Raw genomic sequence first — 20,364 nt, forward strand, 5'->3', positions numbered from 1 at the left:
TGGCGCAATCCACGAGTAGATGCTACTAGAGAAGAAAGCGCATGTGGAGGCGGAATTAGGGCGAAAAAATGAAAAGTAATACGTGAGTAAGGCGCCTGGGGACTGCGGAATCCGATGAGCAGCACTTGAAAACAACCTGATTAGGGACTTATTATCAACTTTATAGTTGCTTAGCATAACCTTGCCTAATAATCAGTCGAGTGGCTTTGCACCTTCCGGAGGTTGCACGACCTTTGGAGAAGTACCACTACACATCATTGAGGATCATCATGACTTCTTCACCCAAGCCCTCACGTAAGCTGCTCGCCATTGCTGGCGCACTTTCCGTTGTTGCAGGCTCTTTCGCAGCCGTTCCCGCTACCTTTGCGGCAAACATCTCCGCATCCGTTCCCGGCGGGAACTCCCAGAGCTCCACTGAGGAATGCCGCCACATTGCAGTGCGTGCTACCCAGTACCAGGGCCTGCCCGGCCAGTACCAGCTTGCATACTCGGCAGCAACCTCCTCCCTCTACACTTCCTTCTCCTCCGGCCGCCCGCCGATTCTGACCGGTGGCGTCGGCACCTGGAACGTTGCATCCACCCCGAGCCTTGCTACTGTCTACCAGTTCCCGACCACGGACTTTATTGCACGTGGCGCTACCGCACCGACCGGTAAGCAGATTGAATCTCCCTACGGTATCGCTTACGATGAAGCAACCGGATACGTATGGGTGACCCAGACCCGCGTCAACAAGGTATCTGTCTTCGATCCCGCGACCAACAAGATTATTTGGAGTAGCGCAGAAGGCGACGTCAACCACCCCCGCGAGGTACGCGTCGACCCCTCCAGCGGCAAGGTCTTTGTATCTGGCTCCGGCGGCATTAGTGTCTTCGACACCACTCGGCACGCCCTGGTCAAGAAGATTGAATTCACCGACGCCAAGGGCGAATCTGACATCGCAATGAACATGCACGTGGACTCCGCTGATGGCAAGCTCTACGTGCCCTCCTTGAGCGCCGGCACCGTGAAGGTAATCGACACCAAGAGCTACGAGGTTGAGAAGACCATTCAGCTGCACAAGGAAAATGCTGAAGCTGCTCTGAACCCCTCGGACGTCACTATCGACAAGTCCCTGAAGGAAATCTACGTCAGCTCCCAGGGTGACCGTAAGGGCGCTAACTCCGCTATCACTGTCTACGACCTGGAAACTGGTGCCTACAAGAAGACCATTCCTTTCGGCAACCAGGCCCTCGCCCTCGCCTCCGACGAAGCCCGTGACCTGCTGTACGTGACCGATTACGGCACCGGCAACGTCGGTGTTGTTGATGCACGAACCGGCACCGTTGTTTCTCAGGTGTCTACCGGTGCAACCAGCGGCGCAAATGATGTTCTGGTCACTGCAGACGGCAGTGTATACGCTGTAGCACGCAGCATCGAAGGCGCTTCCGCTATCGAAACCGACTACACCATCGATAAGACCACCGGCGAATACCGCACCTCTAGCACCGAGCCCAAGGGTAAGGACAACGCGGATTCCCCGATTACTCCCGGTGTCATGGTGAAGATCAACACCACCGTTGAAACCACCGCGAAGCCTGCTGCACAGACTTCTTCTGAAGAACTGGTGAAGACCTACGCTGACGGCGCTAAGCTCTACGCCGTGAAGGACTGGACCACCGGTGAAACCCTGAAGCTGCGTGGCGAAGGTTTCAAGACTCAGGACGGTTCAAAGGGCTCCGTACTCGCAGTCAAGCTGAACAAGGGCCGCATCTCCGCGAAGGAAGAGCCGAAGCTCAACGGTGCCGAGGGCAACAGCGCCGGCGTCTGGGCGTACATCCAGGCAGATGAGAATGGTAACTTCACCGCTGAGCTGCCGTACCCGACCACTGAAAACTCCAACCTGACGGAAAACCTGAAGAGCGGCGATAAGGTATCTGTCTTCCTGCTCTCCGGCTCCATGGTTGAAGGCGATACCGCACGTGGCGGTGAAGCGCTCTCCGCAACTGTTGCAGAGAAGAAGGCAGACACCGCTGCGACCTGCGCACCGGCAGAAACTACCCAGGTCTCTGCTGCTCCCTCTGGCGTGACTACCACTTACCCCGCCGGTACTAAGCTGAGCCTGCCTGATAGTGATGCGCCCACTCCTGCTCCGAGCGAGTCTGCTAAGCCTGAGCCGACCACCCCGGCTCCGAGCGAGTCCGCAAAGCCCGAACCCAGCACCCCGGCACCCTCCGAAAGCGCAAATTCCAATGAGGTTGTGCACGAGTACAAGGACGGCGCTAAGGTCTACTTCCCCAAGACCTGGGACGGCCAGAAGCTGACCTTCCGCGGTGAAGGCTTCAAGACTCTGGACGGTAAGGGCTCTGTTATCGCCGTCAAACTGAACAAGGGCGCTATTTCCGCGAAGGAAGAGCCCAAGCTCGAAGGCGTTGAAGGCAATAGCGCAGGCATCTGGGCATACATCAAGGCGGACGAAAACGGTAACTTCACTGCAACCATCGACCGCCCCACCGTGGCAAACTCTAACCTGACTGAAGAACTGAAGACCGGCGATAGCGTTGCTATCTACCTGCTCTCCGGTTCCCTGACCGAGAACGATAACGTGCGCGGCGGCGTTGCCGTAGAGTACACCTTCAGCGTTGAAAACAAGGCACCTGCGCCGAAGGCTTCGGAACCGAAGACCTCCGAGCCGGCTACCGCACCTGTAACTAACCCCTCTGCTGCTCCGTCTGCACCTGCAGATTCTAAGGAACAGGCAAAGGACCAGCCTGCTAAGGATCAGTCCAAGGCTCCCGTGGACTCTATGAATTCCGAGACCCAGAAGAAGGACAACACCGCCCCGAAGACCTCCGGATCTTCGTCGCAGAACGTCACCTCTTCCAGCAATGGCTCGACCTCTTCGAACTCCTCGAAGTCTTCACTGGCTAACACCGGTGCTTCGGGCGTCGTCATTGCAGCCGGAATTGGTGTTCTTGCACTGGTTGTTGGCGCAACTGTGCTGGTAGCACGTCGCCGCAAGGCATAGTCCGTACCCCACGGCAGCCCACGATACCACCGCTCGGTAGTAGCTAAAGAGGCAGAGCGGGATCTACTAGATATTCAAGAACCCGATTGACTCTCTGAAACTGCCGATACACATTGAAAGGGGCGGTACCCATCAAAGCGATGGGTACCGCCCCTTTCAGTTTGCACATATGCCTGTTATAAAGGCGGAAGGCCTAGATCAGGGGCAGAAGTAGCAGCGGGGGCGCCTTCTCTGCACTTGCTCGCCCATATTTGACGATTTAACAGCCCCCAAAGAATGAAATGTAGGGTTCTAGCGCCTCAGATACAAAGAAAACCCGCACCGAAGTGCGGGTTTAGTGTCAAAGCGAGGTTCGGTCCCTAGACAAACGGATTAGCGAGGAAAAAGGGACCCAAGAAATCTGTCCGATAAGGACCGAACCTCTTATTTGACGCATGCGTCTCTTCTATTATGGTACATCTCGCTGATTTTCGCACCTTGAAGCGTGTTTATTACCAAAAAACTTGATTTTTGAAAAAACAACCCTTAATTTCTAAATTTTTAAGCAGATTTTTTCGGAACGCTGCTTTGAGGGGCTCAAAAGTGACGAAATATTACGAAATCCATGGCTCTAGACGCCTTCAGGATAAGCTTATAAACTCTATAATCTGTCAATATCTCTAGATAGATGTCTTTTGTGCTGATTATATGCAGACTGCAAAGTTTTCGTTGAGTAAATCCACCTCACTCAGATCCCGGGGGAGAGCAATGAGTATTGCCGATATGGGGTATCTTGGCCACGAACGGCGCAGCGCATGGACTACGCCAGAAAAGCCTCAAAGTGGAGGGTGAAGCGTAAGATATATAACAGAAAGCTCCGGATGCTAAGCCCGCAAAATATGAGGTGAGCTAGCCTCCAACCTACACAACTCTGGAGATATCTATGGTTCCCTCAGCCTCAGGAGAAGAACAGAAGAGCACCCTGGGCGCCAACCATTTTTCTGTGGATCGTTCTGCGGGGCTCGCTGGGCAGTATCAAGTGGCATACAACCCCGAAGAGAACGTTCTTTTCGTAAGCGGAAGCTTTAATCACACGAAGACCCACGGTACTCTCTGCGCAACAATCGCACGCATAAACGCAGATACCCTGCAGATTGAGAAGACGGCTGTTCTGCCTGCTATCCCGGAAAATAACCCCGGGTTAGAGAACCTCTTCCAAATCCAGGCTGCCTACGGTCTAGCAGCAGACAACGAGCGGGAGCTTCTCTGGACCGGAGGAACCCGCACAAACTCGGTATCCGCATACTCCCAAAAAGATCTAGCGCTCGTATGGGATTCTCTCGCTCTAGGAGTGGAGATGCTAATTCCGCGTGAGCTATACGTTGCACCCAGCGGTTCCGTACTCGTGACCGGAATGGGTGGTTACCAGGTAATCGCTGCACCTAACGCAGAAGGAGAACGCGCGGTTAGCTCTCTTCAAGGGGACGGTCCCGCTATGCTACTAGGGCCCGTAGCTGATGAAGCTCGTAGCCGCCTGTACATCCCGAATACTATGCGAGATGAAATCTGGGTTGTGGACATGAATACCTGGGGGCTCGTACGTAGGCTGCCCGTAACTGGCGGGGAAGACGCCAATGCTCCAATCGGTGTTCACGGTGTGGAGATTGATTCAACGTGCGGCGAACTGTATGTCTCTGCACAGGGGCGCGAGGGTAAAAACGGCGGTCTATATGTTCTGAGTTTTGAGGGTGAACACCTCGCTTATCTTCCATTCGGCAAAATGCCCACCGATATCTTGCTCGATGCAGAACGCCAGCTGCTCTATGTTGCTGATTTTGGCGGTAAGGGAGAGCCTGCAGTTGCAGGCGGTGGAACTATCACTGTCATTGACACGCTCAATCGAACCATCATCGAGACCTTGCAGGTAGCCCCGACCCGTATTAATCACCAGGTCCTGCTGAAGGACGGGAGCGTCATTGCTATCGACAAGGCGGGGGATTATCCCGCAGTTGAGGTTTCCTACGTGCTGGATGCATGCTCTGGTGAATACTATGAGGCTGCGGAAGAAAACCGGCCGGGAGAAGCTCCTCGTCCTATCGTTCGTGATGGTATCGCGAAAGTATATATGTCATAGCTGCAGAGTGAAGAGCAGTTGATATACCCAAAATAGTCACTGTCGCTCTCTAGCCTCTGTGTGCGCACTAGCGGGGTGGGGGAGTAAGACTGGGGTAATCCTATCGCTAGGCCGCGGCAAGTCTGTCGTGGGGGCATATTAAAACGTAGTAAAATATAAATATCTACCATCCTTGTTTGACACATTGTTTGGTAGATTTCTCGAGGCCCCTTCAGTTTCTTATGCGTCAGGAACTACACGAAGGGGCCTCCTGCTTTAAGTGTCAAATAAGCCGCCTTCTCGCTCGGTGTTGATGTGGGGTATGAGGTTTTTAATCTCCGATACATGCATTGTCTTGGTGGAGAGGGTGGTGGAGACCGAAATCATAGTTAACAAGCCCTTGCGCTAGATACCTGCTTCCTGTACAGTGTTAAGACTGTGTGGCTGTATCCAAATAGCCGCACAACCACGGGCTTCTCGTGCCAGTGCATAATGCCGCTACTTACGGGTGGATACGCCCGCTTCACGCGGGTCCAAATGCTTCTGGCATGGGTTTGCCCCAGGCGTTTCCGCTAACCCCTTCCATAGAGATGGGGCCCGGGGCGTCAACCAATCCCGTAAAAATGTTCCGCAAGGCTGGCTCGCGCCTAAAGCGAGTCGGAACCGGCGAGACGACAGGAGAAATATGATTCAGCAGGAGTCGCGACTGAAGGTCGCCGACAACACTGGTGCGAAGGAAATCCTGACCATCCGTGTTCTCGGTGGTTCCTCGCGTCGCTACGCAGGCATTGGCGACATCATTGTCGCAACCGTCAAGGATGCAATCCCCGGCGGTACCGTAAAGAAGGGTGACGTTGTCAAGGCAGTCGTCGTCCGCACCAAGAAGGAAACCCGTCGTCCCGACGGCTCCTACATCAAGTTCGACGAGAACTCCGCAGTGATCCTGAAGAACACTGATGGTGATCCCCGTGGTACCCGTATCTTCGGCCCCGTGGGTCGTGAACTTCGCGACAAGAAGTTCATGAAGATCGTTTCGCTGGCTCCGGAGGTGCTCTAATTCATGGCTAAGATCAAGTCCGGCGACCTGGTTCAGGTTATTTCCGGTGCAGATAAGGGCAAGCAGGGCAAGGTTCTGAAGGTTCTCCCCAAGGAAAACCGCGTGATTGTTGAGGGCGTCAAGGTCGTCACCAAGCACACCAAGGCTAACCCCCTGACCGGCGCAGCAGGCGGCATTCAGAAGGTTGAGGCACCGATCCACGTTTCTAACGTTGCGATTGTTGACCCCGAGACCAAGAAGCCGACCCGTGTTGGTTTCCGCCTCGAGACTGTAGAGCGTGACGGCAAGGAGCGCACCGTTCGCGTGCGCGTTGCTAAGCGTTCGGGTAAGGACATCTAATGACCGAAACCAAGATCACCCCCCGCTTCAAGACCAAGTACGCTGAGGTCGTCGTTCCCGCTCTGCAGGAAGAGTTCAAGTACGAGAACGTCATGCAGACCCCGAAGATCGTTAAGGTCGTCGTAAACATGGGTGTTGGCGAGGCAGCTCGCGACGCAAAGCTCATGGACGGCGCAATCCGCGATCTCACCGCAATCACCGGTCAGAAGCCGATTGTTACCCGCGCTAAGAAGTCCATCGCACAGTTCAAGCTGCGCGAAGGTATGCCCATTGGTGCACACGTCACCCTGCGTGGCGACCGCATGTGGGAATTCCTGGACCGCCTCGTCACCCTGGCACTGCCCCGAATCCGCGACTTCCGCGGCCTCTCGGACCGCCAGTTCGACGGTAACGGTAACTACACCTTCGGTCTGACCGAGCAGTCCATGTTCCACGAAATCGATCAGGACTCGATCGACCGCGTGCGTGGTATGGACATCACCGTGGTGACCTCCGCGAAGACCGACGACGAAGGCCGTGCAATCCTGAAGGCACTGGGCTTCCCGTTCAAGACCAACTAACGACTACGTTGTAGGTCCAGACCCCGTTACCGCGGGGTAGGGAAACCACAACGAGGAAGGGCTAAAGCCCACAATGACTATGACTGATCCGGTCGCAGATATGCTGACCCGTTTGCGTAACGCAAACTCCGCATACCACGACACCGTATCCATGCCCTACTCCAAGCTGAAGTCTCGCATTGCTGAGATCCTGAAGGCTGAGGGCTACATCGCCGACGTGAAGGTTGAGGATGCAAAGGTCGGCAAGACCCTGACCCTCGTCCTCAAGTACGGTCCGTCCCGCGAGCGTTCCATCGCTGGCGTGCGTCGTATTTCCAAGCCGGGCCTGCGTACCTACGCAAAGTCCACCAACCTGCCCCAGGTTCTGGGTGGCCTCGGCATCGCAATCCTGTCCACCTCTTCGGGTCTGCTCACTGACAAGCAGGCTGCGAAGAAGGGCGTGGGCGGCGAAGTCATCGCTTACATCTGGTAGTCGGTTAGAAGAGAAAGGAAGAGAATAATGTCACGTATTGGACGTCTCCCCATCTCGGTTCCCGCCGGCGTTGAGGTTAAGGTCGATGGCAACCTGGTCACCGTTAAGGGCCCCAAGGGCGAGCTCTCCCACAAGGTAGCTTCCCCCATCACCGTGGCTCTGAACGAAAACGAGATCGTTGTATCTCGTCCGAACGACGAGCGCCTGTCTCGCTCGCTGCACGGTCTGACTCGTACTCTGATTCAGAACCTGATTATCGGCGTTACCTCCGGCTACGAGAAGAAGCTGGAAATCGTTGGTACCGGTTACCGTGTGACCCCGAAGGGTAACGACCTGGAGTTCGCTCTGGGCTACTCCCACCCGATCAACATCACCGCTCCCGAGGGTATTACCTTCGCAGTGGAGGGTGCTAACAAGCTGACCGTGTCGGGTATCGACAAGCAGCTCGTTGGTCAGGTTGCAGCAAACATTCGTGGTCTGCGTAAGCCCGATCCCTACAAGGGTAAGGGTGTTCGCTACGCAGGTGAGCACATCCGCCGCAAGGTCGGAAAGGCTGGTAAGTAAACATGGCTATCAAGTCGAAGGCAGCGCAGCGTGCACGTCGTCACGCTCGCATCCGCAAGTACGTTTCGGGTACCGCTGCGCGTCCGCGCCTGTGCGTCACCCGTTCGACCCGTCACATGTTCGTTCAGGTTATCGACGATGTCAAGGGCGTAACCCTGGCATCCGCTTCCACCATGGAAGCAGAGCTGCGTGTAGCTGACCTGGACAAGACCGCTAAGGCAAAGCGCGTTGGTGAGCTCGTTGCAGAGCGTGCCAAGGCAGCTGGTGTTGAGGCAGTCGTGTTCGACCGCGGTGGTAACAAGTACCACGGCCGTGTTGCAGCCGTTGCTGACGGTGCACGCGAGGGAGGTCTTGCACTCTAATGAGCGAGCAGAACGTAAAGGAAACTCAGGTGAGCGAAGCAGTAGTAGCTGAAACCGCTGAGACCTCCAACCAGCGCGAGGAGCGCCGCAACAACCGCGGCGAGCGTCGTGGCCGTGGTGAGCGCCGTAACAACCGCGCTCGCGAGGAGGAGAAGGACAAGTACATCGAGCGCGTTGTGACCATCAACCGCGTTTCCAAGGTCGTCAAGGGTGGTCGTCGCTTCAGCTTCACCGCACTGGTCGTCGTTGGTGACGGTAACGGCCTGGTCGGCGTTGGCTACGGTAAGGCTAAGGAAGTTCCCGCAGCAATCTCCAAGGGTGTCGAGGAAGCAAAGAAGAACTTCTTCCGCGTTCCCCGCATCGAAGGCCGCACCATCCCGCACCGCGTGCAGGGTGAGGCAGCTGCAGGCGTTGTGATGCTCCGCCCGGCAACCGCTGGTACCGGTGTTATCGCAGGTGGCCCCGTGCGTGCAGTACTCGAGTGCGCAGGCATTCACGACGTGCTGTCCAAGTCGCTCGGTTCCTCGAACCAGATCAACATCGTTCACGCAACTGTTGCAGCACTCAAGGAGCTCGAGGAGCCCCTGGCAGTGGCAGCCCGCCGTGGCCTGCCCACCGATGAGGTTATCCCCAGCTACCTGCGCAACACCAAGTCTGAAAAGGCAGGTGCGTAGTAATGGCCAAGCGTATTCAGCCCAGCGACGCAAAGCTGGAAATCACCCAGGTCAAGTCCTATGTTGGTCAGAAGCAGAACATGCGCGACACCCTGCGTTCCCTGGGCCTCAAGCGCCCCGGCAACAAGGTAGTCCGCACTGCTGACCCCGTCACCGTTGGCATGGTTAACACCGTTGCTCACCTGGTGAAGGTTGAGGAGGTCAAGTAAAGATGGCAGAAGCTATCAAGATTCACGATCTGCGCCCGGCTCCGGGTGCCCACAAGGCAAAGACCCGCGTTGGCCGCGGTGAAGGCTCCAAGGGTAAGACCGCAGGTCGCGGTACCAAGGGTACCAAGGCACGTTACCAGGTTCGTGCAGGCTTCGAAGGCGGCCAGCTGCCGCTGCACATGCGCCTGCCGAAGCTGCGCGGCTTCAAGAACCCCTTCCGCACCGAGTACCAGGTTGTTAACCTGGACCGCATCCAGGAACTGTTCCCCAACGGTGGCGACGTCACCGTCGAGGCACTGGTTGCTAAGGGTGCCGTTCGTAAGAACGAGCTCGTGAAGGTTCTGGGCAACGGCGAAATCTCCGTCAAGGTGAACGTTGTTGTCGACAAGGCATCGGCTTCCGCTATCGAGAAGATCGAGGCCGCTGGCGGTTCTGTAACCGTTAAGTAGTCTTCAAGACGAGAAAGCCCCTGTCCGTACGCTGTACGGCAGGGGCTTTTTGCTGCTTGAAAAGATTCACAACAGGACTATATTCCTGTATTCGCATATTTGAACGCTTGGTGTGCGCCACATTTTGTGTTCAAAAATCACGCTAAGAGAATATAAAAGCTACATAATCTGCTAGGGAGTTATCGTTACCCGCTCCAAACACGATAGACTGGAAGATGTGTTTACTGCGCCCTAAAACTCTTTGAGAGGGATGGGCGCCCCATAGACTTACAGGAGGACATGTGCTGAGCGCATTCGGGCGAGTCGTTAAGACCGCCGATTTGCGGCGTAAGCTGCTGTTTACCCTGGCAATGATTGTGCTGTACCGCGTGGGCACTTTCATCCCCGCGCCAGGCGTTTCCTACGGAAATGTACAGCAGTGTCTGAACGCCAATGTTACAAGCGGTGGCGTCTACGATATCGTCAACCTTTTCAGTGGTGGCGCACTGCTGCAGCTTTCGATCTTTGCCCTCGGCGTGATGCCGTACATTACCGCGTCCATTATCATCCAGCTGCTACGCGTGGTCATCCCGCGATTCCAGGAGCTGCACGATGAGGGCGCGCAGGGTCAGGCAAAGCTCACCCAGTACACCCGCTACCTGACCATCGCTCTTGCTCTGCTGAATGCAACCACCATCGTCTCGATGGCACGCTCTGGCGTTCTGCTGGGTAACTGCCCGGGCATCATCCCCCAGGACGACGTACTGCACATCCTGCTGATTATCGTCACCCTGTGTGCGGGTACCACCGTCATCATGTGGATGGGCGAGCAGATTACCGAGCGTGGCGTCGGCAACGGCATGTCCCTGCTGATCTTCACCTCCATTGCGTCCTCCTTCCCGAGCGCTCTGGGCTCCATCCAGCGCACCCACGGTTGGGGTATCTTCGCGGCTGTCTGCGGTATTGGCCTGCTGGTCATGCTCGCCGTGGTCTACGTGGAACAGTCCGTTCGCCGTATTCCCGTGCAGTACGCAAAGCGCATGATTGGTCGACGCACCATTGGTGGCACCAGCACCTACATCCCGCTGAAGGTCAACATGGCCGGCGTGATTCCGCTGATCTTCGCCTCCTCCCTGCTGACCCTGCCCGGTCTGATTGCCCAGTTCAACACCCCCACCAACGGCTCCACCCCGCCGGACTGGGTTAACTGGATTAACGCATACCTGGTGCGTGGCGACCACCCGCTGTACATTGCTCTCTACTTCTTCATGATTATTGGCTTCGCCTACTTCTACGTGGCGGTCACCTTCGACCCGGTGGAAGTAGCGGACAATATGAAGAAGTACGGTGGCTTTATCCCCGGTATCCGTGCTGGTAAGCCCACCGAGCGTTACCTCAGCTACGTACTCAACCGAATTACGTTGCCTGGCGCACTTTACCTGGGTGTAATTTCCATGATTCCCCTGGTAGCGCTTATCCTATTCAACGCAAACCAGAATTTCCCGTTCGGTGGCGCCTCGCTGCTGATCGTGGTGGGTGTTGGTCTTGATACTCTCAAGCAGATCAACGCTCAGCTCCAACAACGAAACTACGAAGGACTGCTCCGATGAACCGTCTGCTCATCGTCGGCCCTCCCGGTGCAGGTAAGGGCACCCAGGCCGTCAAGATCGCTGAAGCGCTGAAGATTCCCGCGATTTCCACCGGTGATATCTTCCGTAAGAACATCAAGGAAGAGACCGAACTCGGTAAGGAAGCGAAGTCGTACATCGACTCCGGTAACCTGGTTCCCGACTCTGTCACTAACAACATGGTGCGTGCACGCCTGGACGAAGGCGACGTCGTCAACGGCTTCCTGCTCGACGGCTACCCCCGCAACACTGCACAGGTGCACGAGCTGGACTCCATCCTTGAAGCTAAGGGCGAGAAGATCGACCGCGTTCTGCTGCTCGTTGCAGATAACGACGAACTCGTCGAGCGTCTGCTCAACCGTGCAGCTGAGCAGGGTCGTACCGATGACAACGAAGAAGTCATCCGTCACCGCCTGAAGGTCTACGAAGAGGAGACCGCGCCGCTGATCGCAATCTACCGCGAACGCGGCATCGTCAAGGAAGTTAACGGCCTCGGCGAGATTGCTGAAGTCACCGAGCGCATCCTCGACGCTCTGAAGTAATCTTCTGCTGTACCCCCGCAATTTGAGGTGCATGATGCATCACAAAAACTTGCGGGGGTACAGTGCTGTCTGTAGAGTTCTAAGCTTGGGCATACCGCCCCATACACCTAAGGAGCCAGAATGGCACGAGTCGAAATCAAAACCAATGCACAGCTTCAGCAGATGGCTCGTGCAGGTGTTATCACCAGCCGCGCACTTGACGCGGCCGTAGCGGCAGCCCGCCCCGGCGTAACTACCGCAGAGGTGAATGCCGCCTTTGAACGCACCCTGCTGGAACTGGGCGGTACCTCCAACTTCTACGGCTACTACGACTACCCGGCAACCGTATGCACCTCCGTCAACCACGAGGTCGTTCACGGTATCCCCGGCGACTACGTTCTCAAGGACGGCGATATCCTCTCCATCGACGGTGGTGCATACGTGATTGACCCCGCCACCAACCGCCAGTGGCACGGCGACTCGGCACGTACCGTTCTGGTCGGTGACAACGTAAGCGAAGCGCGCGCGGAGCTCTCTGCCGTGACCCGCGAGGCGATGTGGCACGGTATCGCGGCTCTCGCGACCGCAAAGAAGGTCGGTGAAATCGGTCTGGCTATCGAAGCATACGTGACCGAAGAATACGGCGATAAGTACGGCATCATTGAAGACTATGTGGGCCATGGCATCGGCTCGCAGATGCACATGGCTCCGGATGTGCTGAACTACGCTGTGCGTGACATGGGCCCGAAGATTAAGCCCGGTATGGCTTTCGCTATCGAACCGATGCTCGTCACCGGTTCCATCGAGACCAAGGTGCTCTCCGATGACTGGACCGTTGTGACCGTTGACGGCTCCGATGCATGCCAGTGGGAGCACTCCGTTGCTGTGCACAGCGACGGCATCTGGGTTCTGACCGCAGAAGACGGCGGCGCCAGCGAACTTGCTCGCTTCGGCGTAACCCCGGTTCCGATTCCCGCCTAAGCCCCACCACTGGGGGAGGGGAACACCTTTAGTTGCCCCACCTCCACCCGAAGAAACCGGCGAATCCGGTCCGGTGCGTGATAGCGCATCCGAAAGCATCCACATCACAAGGAAGAAGCTCCATGAGCGAAACTCTCAATAGCGGCGAGGCAACCGCGCCCGCTGCGACCAAGGTGCCGGTTGAAATCTCGAACGTTCGCCCCGCACCCGGCCAGATTGCCCTGAAAGCACCGCGCCGTGCGAAGCCGCCCAAGCACATCGCTGACTTCGATATGGCTGGCCGCCGCGAATTTCTGAAGGAACTGGGCTACCAGTCGTTCCGTGCGTCCCAGCTGTCCAAGCACTATTTTGAGCGTCTGGTCACTGACCCCGCCGAGATGACTGACCTGCCGGCTAAGGATCGCGAGCAGATGGTTGCTCAGGCGATGCCCCAGCTTCTGACTCCGGTCCGTACCCTCGAGGCTGACGGTGGCGACACCCTGAAGGTTGTGCACCGCCTCTTTGACGGTGCGCTCATTGAGTCCGTCATCATGCGCTATGACAACCGCGTAACCATGTGCATCTCTTCGCAGGCTGGCTGCGGTATGAACTGCCCCTTCTGTGCAACCGGTCAGCAGGGTTTGACCCGTAACCTGTCCACCGCAGAAATTGTGGAGCAGGTCGTTGCCGGTGCCCGCTACCTGAAGCAGATGAAGGGCCTGGAAGAAGCAGAAGGTGGCTCTGAGGATACTCGTCCACTGCGTGTTTCCAACATTGTCTTCATGGGTATGGGTGAGGCGCTCGCTAACTACAAGGCAACCATGGGTGCTGTACACCGCCTGATTGACCCTTCGCCCGAGGGCCTCGGTATTTCTGCTCGTGGTCTGACCATGTCGACCGTGGGTCTGGTGCCCGGCATTCGTAAGTTTGAGCTGGAGAAGCTGCCCATTACTTTGGCGCTGTCTCTGCATGCTCCGGATGATGAGCTGCGTGATGAGCTAATCCCGATTAACCAGCGTTGGAAGGTTGACGAGACTCTGGACGCTGCGTACGACTACTACCGTACGACCGGCCGCCGCGTCTCCATTGAGTACGCGCTGATTCGCGATATTAACGATCAGGGCTGGCGTGCGGATTTGCTCGGTAAGAAGCTGGCGCAGCGCGGCCGTGGCTGGGTGCACGTGAACCCGATTCCGCTGAACCCGACCCCGGGTTCAAAGTGGACGGCATCCCGTAAGGGCGTTGAGCAGAACTTTGTGGAGCGTCTGCGTGCCCACGGTATTCCGACGACTATTCGTGATACTCGCGGTTCCGATATTGATGGTGCATGCGGTCAGCTGGCTGCTAAGGAAGACTAAGCGGCTGAGCTGCGACCGGTGAACGGTGCCCCTTTCCTGCGGAGGGAAGTCATTAAGACTTCCTGGAGCGTGGCGGAGGGGCTTCTTCCTTTTAAACATTAAGTGCCTGATGTCATAAAAATCACGGTTGTTTTTCCATGGTCTTTGCCGTAGAGTTAACAGTTGGTTGTTTGTGCCAGTGTTAAGTGCGCCTTAAAACGCCCTAGCGCCTCACCGCGGTGAGCTCACAAGCAGAAGATACATTTGCCCGCCGCACCTGCGACGGGCACCGACGTTAGCGGAGGATATGGCTAAGAAAGACGGCGTCATCGAGATTGAAGGCTCTGTGGTTGAAGCTCTGCCCAACGCGATGTTCCGTGTTGAGCTGGATAACGGCCACAAGGTTCTCGCACACATCTCGGGCAAGATGCGTCAGCACTACATTCGCATCCTGCCTGAGGACCGAGTAGTAGTGGAACTGAGCCCCTACGACCTTTCCCGAGGTCGTATCGTCTACCGTTACAAGTAAACCCGAGATAAACGTCGCCCCTGGCGGCGTTTAAATCGTGTTCAAAGGGATAACGCAGTTCCCCAACGTAAGTGAGGGAACCTCTTATCTCGCCAGTAATCAAGTTGCAATCAAAAGGAATGCGATGAAGGTCAAGCCGAGCGTTAAGCCGATCTGCGATAAGTGCAAGGTGATCCGCCGTCACGGTGTGGTCATGGTGATCTGCGAAAACCCGCGCCACAAGCAGCGCCAGGGCTAATCCCTAGCAGCTGACTTCATAGCCGCCCTGTAAGAGGGCGGAATTGTCATAGGCACCGCTCCGAAGCAACGCCAACGAGGCGCCTTCGGATACCTCCGGACTCAGAGGCCGGGGACCGGGTCAGAACAACCCGGGCAGTGATGCTATAGACCTCTGGAAAACAACAAGGAGAAGCCAGTATGGCACGTCTCGCTGGAGTTGATATTCCCCGCGAAAAGCGCGTGGAAGTTGCTCTCACTTACATCTACGGCGTGGGCAAGACCCGTGCACACGAAACCCTCGCTGCTACCGGCGTCAACCCTGACACCCGCGTCAAGGACCTGACCGACCAGGAGCTCGTGGCACTTCGTGACTTCATCGAAGGCAACTACAAGGTTGAAGGTGATCTTCGCCGCGAGGTTGCAGCTGACATCCGCCGTAAGGTTGAAATCGGTTCCTACCAGGGCCTGCGCCACCGCCGCGGCCTGCCGGTTCACGGTCAGCGCACCAAGACTAACGCACGTACCCGCAAGGGCCCGAAGCGTACCGTCGCAGGTAAGAAGAAGTAAGCAACGTTGCTCTGTTGGATATCTCTATCCGACCAACGTATTAGAAAACCTTTGTAGGAGAATCAAAAATGCCTCCCAAGACTCGCGCTGCGGCAGCTCGTAAGACCAACCGCCGCAAGGTTAGCAAGAACATCGTTGCTGGTCAGGCTCACATCAAGTCGACCTTCAACAACACCATCGTCTCCATCACCGATCCCACCGGTGCAGTGATCTCCTGGTCCTCCGCTGGCGACATGGGCTTCAAGGGCTCCCGTAAGTCCACCCCCTACGCCGCACAGCTGGCTGCTGAGGCTGCTGCAAACCGCGCCAAGGAGCACGGCGTCCGCAAGGTTGACGTGTTCGTCAAGGGCCCCGGTTCCGGTCGCGAAACCGCAATCCGCTCCCTGCAGGCTGCAGGCCTCGAGGTCGGTTCGATCCAGGACGTTACCCCCGTTGCACACAACGGTTGCCGTCCCCCGAAGCGCCGCCGCGTCTAATTAGGTCCCTGACCTAATCCCTCGACGGGTACGCTCCACGGAGCTGTACCCGGAGAGTACAGACACCCGTCTGCTTCCTAAGATATGTTTTCCCCAACCTGTGGGCTCATATAGCGGAGCTCACCGAAAGGAAACAAAGTGCTTATTGCACAGCGCCCCACTCTGACTGAAGAGGTCGTAGCGCCCAACCGCTCACGCTTCACCATCGAGCCTCTGGAGCCCGGTTTCGGCTACACCATGGGTAACTCCCTCCGCCGTACTCTGCTGTCCTCCATCCCCGGCGCCGCTGTTACCAGCGTCCGCATTGATGGCGTACTGCACGAGTTCAGCACCGTTCCCGGCGTGACCGAGGACGTCACTGAGATCATCTTGAACATCAAGAAGCTCTCCATCTCTTCTGAGAACGACGAGCCCGTCGTGGCCTACCTGCGCAAGCAGGGCGAAGGTGAACTGACCGCAGGCGACATCGAGGTTCCCGCTGGCGTGGAGATCCACAACCCGGAACTGCACCTGGCAACCCTGAACGCCTCGGCAAACTTCAACGCTGAGCTGGTTATCGAGCGCGGTCGCGGCTACGTGACTGCAGCTCAGAACAAGGTCGGCGATGGCGAGATTGGCCGTATCCCGGTTGACTCCATCTACTCCCCGGTTCTGAAGGTTACCTTCAGCGTGAACGCGACCCGTGTTGAGCAGCGCACCGACTTCGACAGCCTGACCCTGGACGTCGAAACCAAGGAAGCCATCGCACCGCGTGACGCCGTTGCTTCTGCAGGCAGCACCCTGGTCGAGCTCTTCGGCCTGGCACGTGAGCTGAACATTGCAGCTGAGGGTATCGAAGTTGGCCCGTCGCCCGCCGACGAGTCCATGGCCGCTGATTTGGCACTGCCGATCGAGGACCTGAACATGTCCGTCCGCTCCTACAACTGCCTCAAGCGCGAGGGCATCCACACCGTGGGTGAGCTCGTGACCCGCAGTGAAGCTGACCTGATGGACATCCGTAACTTCGGTGCTAAGTCCATTGACGAGGTCAAGGCAAAGCTCATCGAGCTCGGCCTGGCTTTGAAGGACTCCCCTCCCGGTTTCGAGCCTGCTGCACGCCCGCTTGATGACGAAGACGGTTCCGGCGAATAATTTCGACCGAATAGTTCACCCGGTTCCACCGGGATCAGTCAAACTTGATTCCCTAAGAGGCTCCGCTGCTGGGGCGTTAGGGAACGCAACTATGGAGATTTAACTATGCCTACTCCCACTAAGGGTCCCCGCCTCGGCGGTTCCCCGACCCACGAGCGCCACATGCTCAACAACCTGTCGGCGCAGCTGTTCCAGCACAAGCGCATCACCACCACCCTGACCAAGGCAAAGCGCCTGCGTCCGGTGGCAGAGCGCTTCATCACCTTCGGTAAGAAGGGCGACCTGGCTGCTCGCCGTCGCGTGCTGCGTTCCATCACCGACAAGTCCGTCGTGCACGAGCTCTTCACCGTTATTGCTCCGGCAATGGCAGAGCGCCCCGGTGGTTACACCCGCATCATCAAGATCGGTAACCGTAAGGGTGACAACGCTCCCATGGCAGTCATCGAGCTCGTCATGGAGCCCGTTGCAACCAAGGGTGCAGTTGCTGAGGCAACCAAGGTTGCTGAGAAGGCAGCTGAGGCTCCCAAGGCTGAAGCAGCTGAGGGCCTGCCCGCAGGTTCCCACGCACCCCTGGAGTCCGGCGAGGCTCCCAAGGGCTTCGAGGTTAAGGGTAACGCCGATTCCATGAAGTACCACGTGCCCGGTTCCCGCTGGTACTCCAGCACCAAGGCTGAAATCTGGTTCGACTCCGCTGAGTCGGCAGAGGCTGCAGGTTACGCCCCCGCAGGTGGCGCAGCAGCACAGAAGGTTTCCGAGTAATACGGATCCCAGCTGATTTAGGCTAAGCCTAAAATATGTCAATCCGCCGTCCACTGCTGTGGGCGGCGGATTGGTGTATCTGCATACTTAACGAGGAGACGGTTCTTTGCGCATTCGCTATACAAGAGTCGATCCGTATTCTTCAACCGTCCTTTACCGCTGAAAGGCACACCAATGCATAACGCTACTGCTTTAGAGAATCACGAAGCGCAGCCCTTCACTGCTACGCACCGCGTGCGCATTGATTGTGCCTACGACGGTTCTCTTTTTAGCGGGTGGGCTGCCCAACCGAACCTAGTTACCGTGCAGGGGGCCATTGAGAACGCCCTTGAACTGATTTTGCGGGCGCCTCACCGCGTGGTGGTCGCGGGCCGAACCGATGCCGGTGTGCATGCGGAAGCCCAGACCCTGCATTGCGATTTGAACGATGAGGATTGGACTCGCCTGCAAGGTCGAACGGGGGAGGACGACCCGACGGCTGCCCTGGGGCGCCGCCTCACCGGCGCTCTTCAGCGTTGTCTTTACGATGCGGAAGAGCAGTTGAACTTGCCGAAGAACGTTCGCGGTATTCTGCAGGGTGCTATTCAGATTCACCGCGTGAGCGAAGTTTCTTTTGAATTTGATGCGCGCTTCTCTGCTACCGGTCGCCGCTACGTATATCGCATTGCAGATGGCGCGGCGAACGGTCTTAATCCTCTGCACCGTACCTACACCTGGGCGGTACCTGAGCACCTGGATTGTGCTGATCTTAACCAGTCGGCGCAGCAGCTACTCGGCCTGCGTGATTTTCTCTCCTTCTGCAAACCGCGTGAAGGCGCGACCACGATTCGTGAGCTGCGAGAACTTAGCTTCACTCGTACTGAAAGTGGCCTTATTGAGGTGCGTGTGGTGGCTGATGCCTTCTGTCATCACATGGTGCGTTCACTTGTGGGTGCGTTGGTGCTCTACGGCACGGGTAAACGTGACGCCGCCTGGTTGCGTGAGCGGATCGAGAACCCGGGACGCGAGGCTTCGCTGACTCTGGCGCCTCCGCATGCTCTGGCACTAGCTGAAATTTACTACCCTGCCCCGGAGTTGTATGGAGCGCAGGCGGAACGTGCTCGAGCAAAGCGCGAGGACCACGAAGCACAGAGCGCTTAACGCCCTGTGTATATTGAGCCCCGTCACGTTGCTCATGCGCCGTGAAGCGTCGCGGGGGAGTGCAACTACCTCAGGTGAATTACACGGATGGAATTTAAAATGTGTTTAAGGCAAAAAAGCCCTATTTTTAAGGCTTTGGCGGTGGATTAAGCACTCGACGTCCTGTATAGTCTTGATATGTTGTGCGTGTTCTACCCGAGCGCGCTCTAAATCGCTGTCTAGTTGCAGGACGTTAAGGCGATATAGAGTACGGGCAGAACGGGCGGCAGCTCGGTCCTCACCCGGGTGTTCGTCATGCACGTAAGTAAAAGGCGCGATACCCAACTAAGCGCCGTATGTACATTTCGAGACAAAGGCCAATATTTTGCGCACTTATACTCCCAAGCCCGGCGAAGTCGAGCGCCAGTGGCACGTCATTGACGCCACCGACGTTGTTCTCGGCCGCCTCGCAAGCCAGACCGCTATCCTGCTGCGCGGTAAGCACAAGCCGACTTTTGCTCCCCACGTTGACACCGGTGACTTCGTTATCATCGTGAACGCTGAGAAGGTCGCCCTGACCGGTGCAAAGCTCGAGCAGAAGCGTGCATACCGCCACTCGGGTTACCCCGGCGGTCTGAAGTCCGTGAACTACGCAGAGCTGCTTGAGACCAACCCCGTTCGCGCGGTTGAGAAGGCTGTCAAGGGCATGCTGCCCAAGAACAAGCTTGCTGCACAGCAGCTCAAGAAGCTGAAGGTCTACGCTGGCCCCGAGCACCCGCACGCGGCACAGCAGCCCAAGACCTACGAATTCAACCAGGTCGCCCAGTAATTCGGGCCTACGAGAAACAATAGGAGAAATCGTGGCTCAGAACGAAGAGCTGATCGTAGTCGAGGAAGAGCTGACCAGCTACACCTCGGAGTCCGCTGCTCCCGCAGCGGCTAAGGCAGCACGCCCGGCCCTGACTGTTGCAGGCGCAGCAGTTGGTCGCCGCAAGGAAGCAGTGGCACGCGTTCGCGTTGTGCCCGGTTCCGGCAACTGGACCATCAACGGTCGTAGCCTGGAAGACTACTTCCCCAACAAGCTGCACCAGCAGGACGTCAACCAGCCTTTCAAGCTCCTGGAGCTTGAGGGCGCATACGACGTCATCGCACGCATCAACGGTGGTGGCCCCTCCGGTCAGGCAGGTGCTCTGCGCCTGGGTATCGCTCGTGCACTGAACGAGATCGACCGCGAGAACAACCGCCCCGCACTGAAGAAGGCTGGCTACCTGACCCGTGACGCACGCGTCATCGAGCGTAAGAAGGCTGGTCTTAAGAAGGCACGCAAGGCTTCGCAGTTCTCCAAGCGTTAATCGC

Annotated in this window: 24 protein-coding genes; all 24 read left to right on the forward strand. The window is 57.1% G+C overall.

All coding sequences use genetic code 11. The features are described 5' to 3' along the window. The first annotated feature begins 269 nt into the window (after positions 1-269). The 24 genes from HMPREF2712_RS04710 (at position 270) to rpsI (ending at position 20,360) form a co-directional block, all read left to right on the forward strand. Entirely contained in the window at positions 270-3,005 is a 2,736-nt protein-coding gene (locus HMPREF2712_RS04710) for an LPXTG cell wall anchor domain-containing protein (protein WP_070819398.1), read from the forward strand. Positions 3,006-3,927: 922 nt separating this feature from the next. Then, complete coding sequence (locus HMPREF2712_RS04715) at positions 3,928-5,118, forward strand: YncE family protein (RefSeq protein ID WP_070819399.1); 1,191 nt, start codon at positions 3,928-3,930, stop codon at positions 5,116-5,118. Positions 5,119-5,782: 664 nt separating this feature from the next. Further along, positions 5,783-6,154, forward strand: coding sequence for a 50S ribosomal protein L14 (gene rplN, locus HMPREF2712_RS04720; RefSeq protein WP_005504986.1), 372 nt, complete (start codon positions 5,783-5,785; stop codon positions 6,152-6,154). 3 nt (positions 6,155-6,157) lie between these two features. Next, positions 6,158-6,493, forward strand: coding sequence for a 50S ribosomal protein L24 (gene rplX / locus HMPREF2712_RS04725; RefSeq protein WP_005504988.1), 336 nt, complete (start codon positions 6,158-6,160; stop codon positions 6,491-6,493). Further along, positions 6,493-7,053 carry a 50S ribosomal protein L5 gene (rplE, locus tag HMPREF2712_RS04730; RefSeq protein ID WP_070819400.1) on the forward strand — a complete coding sequence of 187 codons (561 nt, stop codon included), beginning with the start codon at positions 6,493-6,495 and terminating at the stop codon, positions 7,051-7,053. The genes rplX and rplE overlap by 1 nt, the downstream gene beginning before the upstream one ends. A 73-nt stretch (positions 7,054-7,126) precedes the next feature. After that, positions 7,127-7,525, forward strand: coding sequence for a 30S ribosomal protein S8 (rpsH, locus tag HMPREF2712_RS04735; RefSeq protein ID WP_049331925.1), 399 nt, complete (start codon positions 7,127-7,129; stop codon positions 7,523-7,525). A gap of 27 nt (positions 7,526-7,552) precedes the next feature. Next, the gene (gene rplF, locus HMPREF2712_RS04740) at positions 7,553-8,089 is read left to right on the forward strand and encodes a 50S ribosomal protein L6 (RefSeq protein WP_005505004.1); all 537 of its coding nucleotides are present in this window, start codon (positions 7,553-7,555) and stop codon (positions 8,087-8,089) included. Between the two features lie 2 nt (positions 8,090-8,091). Then, complete coding sequence (gene rplR / locus HMPREF2712_RS04745) at positions 8,092-8,451, forward strand: 50S ribosomal protein L18 (protein ID WP_070819401.1); 360 nt, start codon at positions 8,092-8,094, stop codon at positions 8,449-8,451. A 29-nt stretch (positions 8,452-8,480) separates the two neighbouring features. Next, positions 8,481-9,125, forward strand: coding sequence for a 30S ribosomal protein S5 (rpsE, locus tag HMPREF2712_RS04750; protein ID WP_171840195.1), 645 nt, complete (start codon positions 8,481-8,483; stop codon positions 9,123-9,125). A 2-nt stretch (positions 9,126-9,127) separates the two neighbouring features. Then, complete coding sequence (gene rpmD, locus HMPREF2712_RS04755) at positions 9,128-9,334, forward strand: 50S ribosomal protein L30 (RefSeq protein WP_004005265.1); 207 nt, start codon at positions 9,128-9,130, stop codon at positions 9,332-9,334. 2 nt (positions 9,335-9,336) lie between these two features. Beyond that, positions 9,337-9,783, forward strand: a complete 447-nt coding sequence (rplO, locus tag HMPREF2712_RS04760; protein WP_005505008.1) for a 50S ribosomal protein L15 — start codon at positions 9,337-9,339, stop codon at positions 9,781-9,783. A 281-nt stretch (positions 9,784-10,064) separates the two neighbouring features. After that, positions 10,065-11,372: a preprotein translocase subunit SecY gene (gene secY / locus HMPREF2712_RS04765; protein ID WP_070633781.1), complete on the forward strand. Its 1,308-nt coding sequence runs from the start codon at positions 10,065-10,067 to the stop codon at positions 11,370-11,372. Continuing rightward, entirely contained in the window at positions 11,369-11,932 is a 564-nt protein-coding gene (locus HMPREF2712_RS04770; RefSeq protein WP_070633782.1) for an adenylate kinase, read from the forward strand. Before secY ends, HMPREF2712_RS04770 begins: the two co-directional genes overlap by 4 nt. A 120-nt stretch (positions 11,933-12,052) precedes the next feature. Further along, on the forward strand, positions 12,053-12,892 hold the full coding sequence (gene map / locus HMPREF2712_RS04775) for a type I methionyl aminopeptidase (RefSeq protein ID WP_070633783.1): 840 nt from the start codon (positions 12,053-12,055) through the stop codon (positions 12,890-12,892). 122 nt (positions 12,893-13,014) lie between these two features. Then, positions 13,015-14,229 (forward strand): dual-specificity RNA methyltransferase RlmN, encoded by a 1,215-nt coding sequence (rlmN, locus tag HMPREF2712_RS04780; RefSeq protein ID WP_044150213.1) that lies wholly within the window; start codon positions 13,015-13,017, stop codon positions 14,227-14,229. Between the two features lie 286 nt (positions 14,230-14,515). After that, positions 14,516-14,737, forward strand: coding sequence for a translation initiation factor IF-1 (gene infA, locus HMPREF2712_RS04785; protein ID WP_005505018.1), 222 nt, complete (start codon positions 14,516-14,518; stop codon positions 14,735-14,737). Positions 14,738-14,861: 124 nt separating this feature from the next. Continuing rightward, positions 14,862-14,975 (forward strand): 50S ribosomal protein L36, encoded by a 114-nt coding sequence (gene rpmJ / locus HMPREF2712_RS04790; protein ID WP_004005257.1) that lies wholly within the window; start codon positions 14,862-14,864, stop codon positions 14,973-14,975. Positions 14,976-15,154: 179 nt separating this feature from the next. After that, the gene (rpsM, locus tag HMPREF2712_RS04795) at positions 15,155-15,523 is read left to right on the forward strand and encodes a 30S ribosomal protein S13 (RefSeq protein WP_005505026.1); all 369 of its coding nucleotides are present in this window, start codon (positions 15,155-15,157) and stop codon (positions 15,521-15,523) included. Positions 15,524-15,591: 68 nt separating this feature from the next. Then, positions 15,592-15,999 carry a 30S ribosomal protein S11 gene (gene rpsK, locus HMPREF2712_RS04800; RefSeq protein WP_005505028.1) on the forward strand — a complete coding sequence of 136 codons (408 nt, stop codon included), beginning with the start codon at positions 15,592-15,594 and terminating at the stop codon, positions 15,997-15,999. 138 nt (positions 16,000-16,137) lie between these two features. Beyond that, positions 16,138-17,130 (forward strand): DNA-directed RNA polymerase subunit alpha, encoded by a 993-nt coding sequence (locus HMPREF2712_RS04805; RefSeq protein WP_005505031.1) that lies wholly within the window; start codon positions 16,138-16,140, stop codon positions 17,128-17,130. A gap of 105 nt (positions 17,131-17,235) precedes the next feature. After that, positions 17,236-17,889, forward strand: a complete 654-nt coding sequence (gene rplQ / locus HMPREF2712_RS04810) for a 50S ribosomal protein L17 (protein ID WP_070819402.1) — start codon at positions 17,236-17,238, stop codon at positions 17,887-17,889. 174 nt (positions 17,890-18,063) lie between these two features. Beyond that, positions 18,064-19,029, forward strand: a complete 966-nt coding sequence (gene truA / locus HMPREF2712_RS04815) for a tRNA pseudouridine(38-40) synthase TruA (protein ID WP_005508409.1) — start codon at positions 18,064-18,066, stop codon at positions 19,027-19,029. Between the two features lie 364 nt (positions 19,030-19,393). Next, the gene (rplM, locus tag HMPREF2712_RS04820; RefSeq protein WP_005505035.1) at positions 19,394-19,837 is read left to right on the forward strand and encodes a 50S ribosomal protein L13; all 444 of its coding nucleotides are present in this window, start codon (positions 19,394-19,396) and stop codon (positions 19,835-19,837) included. A gap of 31 nt (positions 19,838-19,868) precedes the next feature. Beyond that, the gene (gene rpsI / locus HMPREF2712_RS04825; RefSeq protein ID WP_070541455.1) at positions 19,869-20,360 is read left to right on the forward strand and encodes a 30S ribosomal protein S9; all 492 of its coding nucleotides are present in this window, start codon (positions 19,869-19,871) and stop codon (positions 20,358-20,360) included. The last annotated feature ends 4 nt before the right edge of the window (positions 20,361-20,364 follow it).

Origin of the sequence: Rothia sp. HMSC064F07 (assembly GCF_001837265.1) — a bacterium.
Lineage (GTDB): Bacteria > Actinomycetota > Actinomycetes > Actinomycetales > Micrococcaceae > Rothia > Rothia mucilaginosa.

What these genes read in the sequence shown, in the direction of transcription:
- rpsH (WP_049331925.1), top strand. Translation starts at nt 7,127, where the DNA reads ATGACTATGACTGATCCGGTCGCAGATATGCTGACCCGTTTGCGTAAC.
- infA (WP_005505018.1), top strand. Translation starts at nt 14,516, where the DNA reads ATGGCTAAGAAAGACGGCGTCATCGAGATTGAAGGCTCTGTGGTTGAA.
- rplO (WP_005505008.1), top strand. Translation starts at nt 9,337, where the DNA reads ATGGCAGAAGCTATCAAGATTCACGATCTGCGCCCGGCTCCGGGTGCC.
- rlmN (WP_044150213.1), top strand. Translation starts at nt 13,015, where the DNA reads ATGAGCGAAACTCTCAATAGCGGCGAGGCAACCGCGCCCGCTGCGACC.
- rpmD (WP_004005265.1), top strand. Translation starts at nt 9,128, where the DNA reads ATGGCCAAGCGTATTCAGCCCAGCGACGCAAAGCTGGAAATCACCCAG.
- rplX (WP_005504988.1), top strand. Translation starts at nt 6,158, where the DNA reads ATGGCTAAGATCAAGTCCGGCGACCTGGTTCAGGTTATTTCCGGTGCA.
- rpsM (WP_005505026.1), top strand. Translation starts at nt 15,155, where the DNA reads ATGGCACGTCTCGCTGGAGTTGATATTCCCCGCGAAAAGCGCGTGGAA.
- HMPREF2712_RS04715 (WP_070819399.1), top strand. Translation starts at nt 3,928, where the DNA reads ATGGTTCCCTCAGCCTCAGGAGAAGAACAGAAGAGCACCCTGGGCGCC.
- rplN (WP_005504986.1), top strand. Translation starts at nt 5,783, where the DNA reads ATGATTCAGCAGGAGTCGCGACTGAAGGTCGCCGACAACACTGGTGCG.
- truA (WP_005508409.1), top strand. Translation starts at nt 18,064, where the DNA reads ATGCATAACGCTACTGCTTTAGAGAATCACGAAGCGCAGCCCTTCACT.
- rpmJ (WP_004005257.1), top strand. Translation starts at nt 14,862, where the DNA reads ATGAAGGTCAAGCCGAGCGTTAAGCCGATCTGCGATAAGTGCAAGGTG.
- HMPREF2712_RS04770 (WP_070633782.1), top strand. Translation starts at nt 11,369, where the DNA reads ATGAACCGTCTGCTCATCGTCGGCCCTCCCGGTGCAGGTAAGGGCACC.
- rplE (WP_070819400.1), top strand. Translation starts at nt 6,493, where the DNA reads ATGACCGAAACCAAGATCACCCCCCGCTTCAAGACCAAGTACGCTGAG.
- HMPREF2712_RS04710 (WP_070819398.1), top strand. Translation starts at nt 270, where the DNA reads ATGACTTCTTCACCCAAGCCCTCACGTAAGCTGCTCGCCATTGCTGGC.
- rplF (WP_005505004.1), top strand. Translation starts at nt 7,553, where the DNA reads ATGTCACGTATTGGACGTCTCCCCATCTCGGTTCCCGCCGGCGTTGAG.
- rpsK (WP_005505028.1), top strand. Translation starts at nt 15,592, where the DNA reads ATGCCTCCCAAGACTCGCGCTGCGGCAGCTCGTAAGACCAACCGCCGC.
- map (WP_070633783.1), top strand. Translation starts at nt 12,053, where the DNA reads ATGGCACGAGTCGAAATCAAAACCAATGCACAGCTTCAGCAGATGGCT.
- rplQ (WP_070819402.1), top strand. Translation starts at nt 17,236, where the DNA reads ATGCCTACTCCCACTAAGGGTCCCCGCCTCGGCGGTTCCCCGACCCAC.
- rplR (WP_070819401.1), top strand. Translation starts at nt 8,092, where the DNA reads ATGGCTATCAAGTCGAAGGCAGCGCAGCGTGCACGTCGTCACGCTCGC.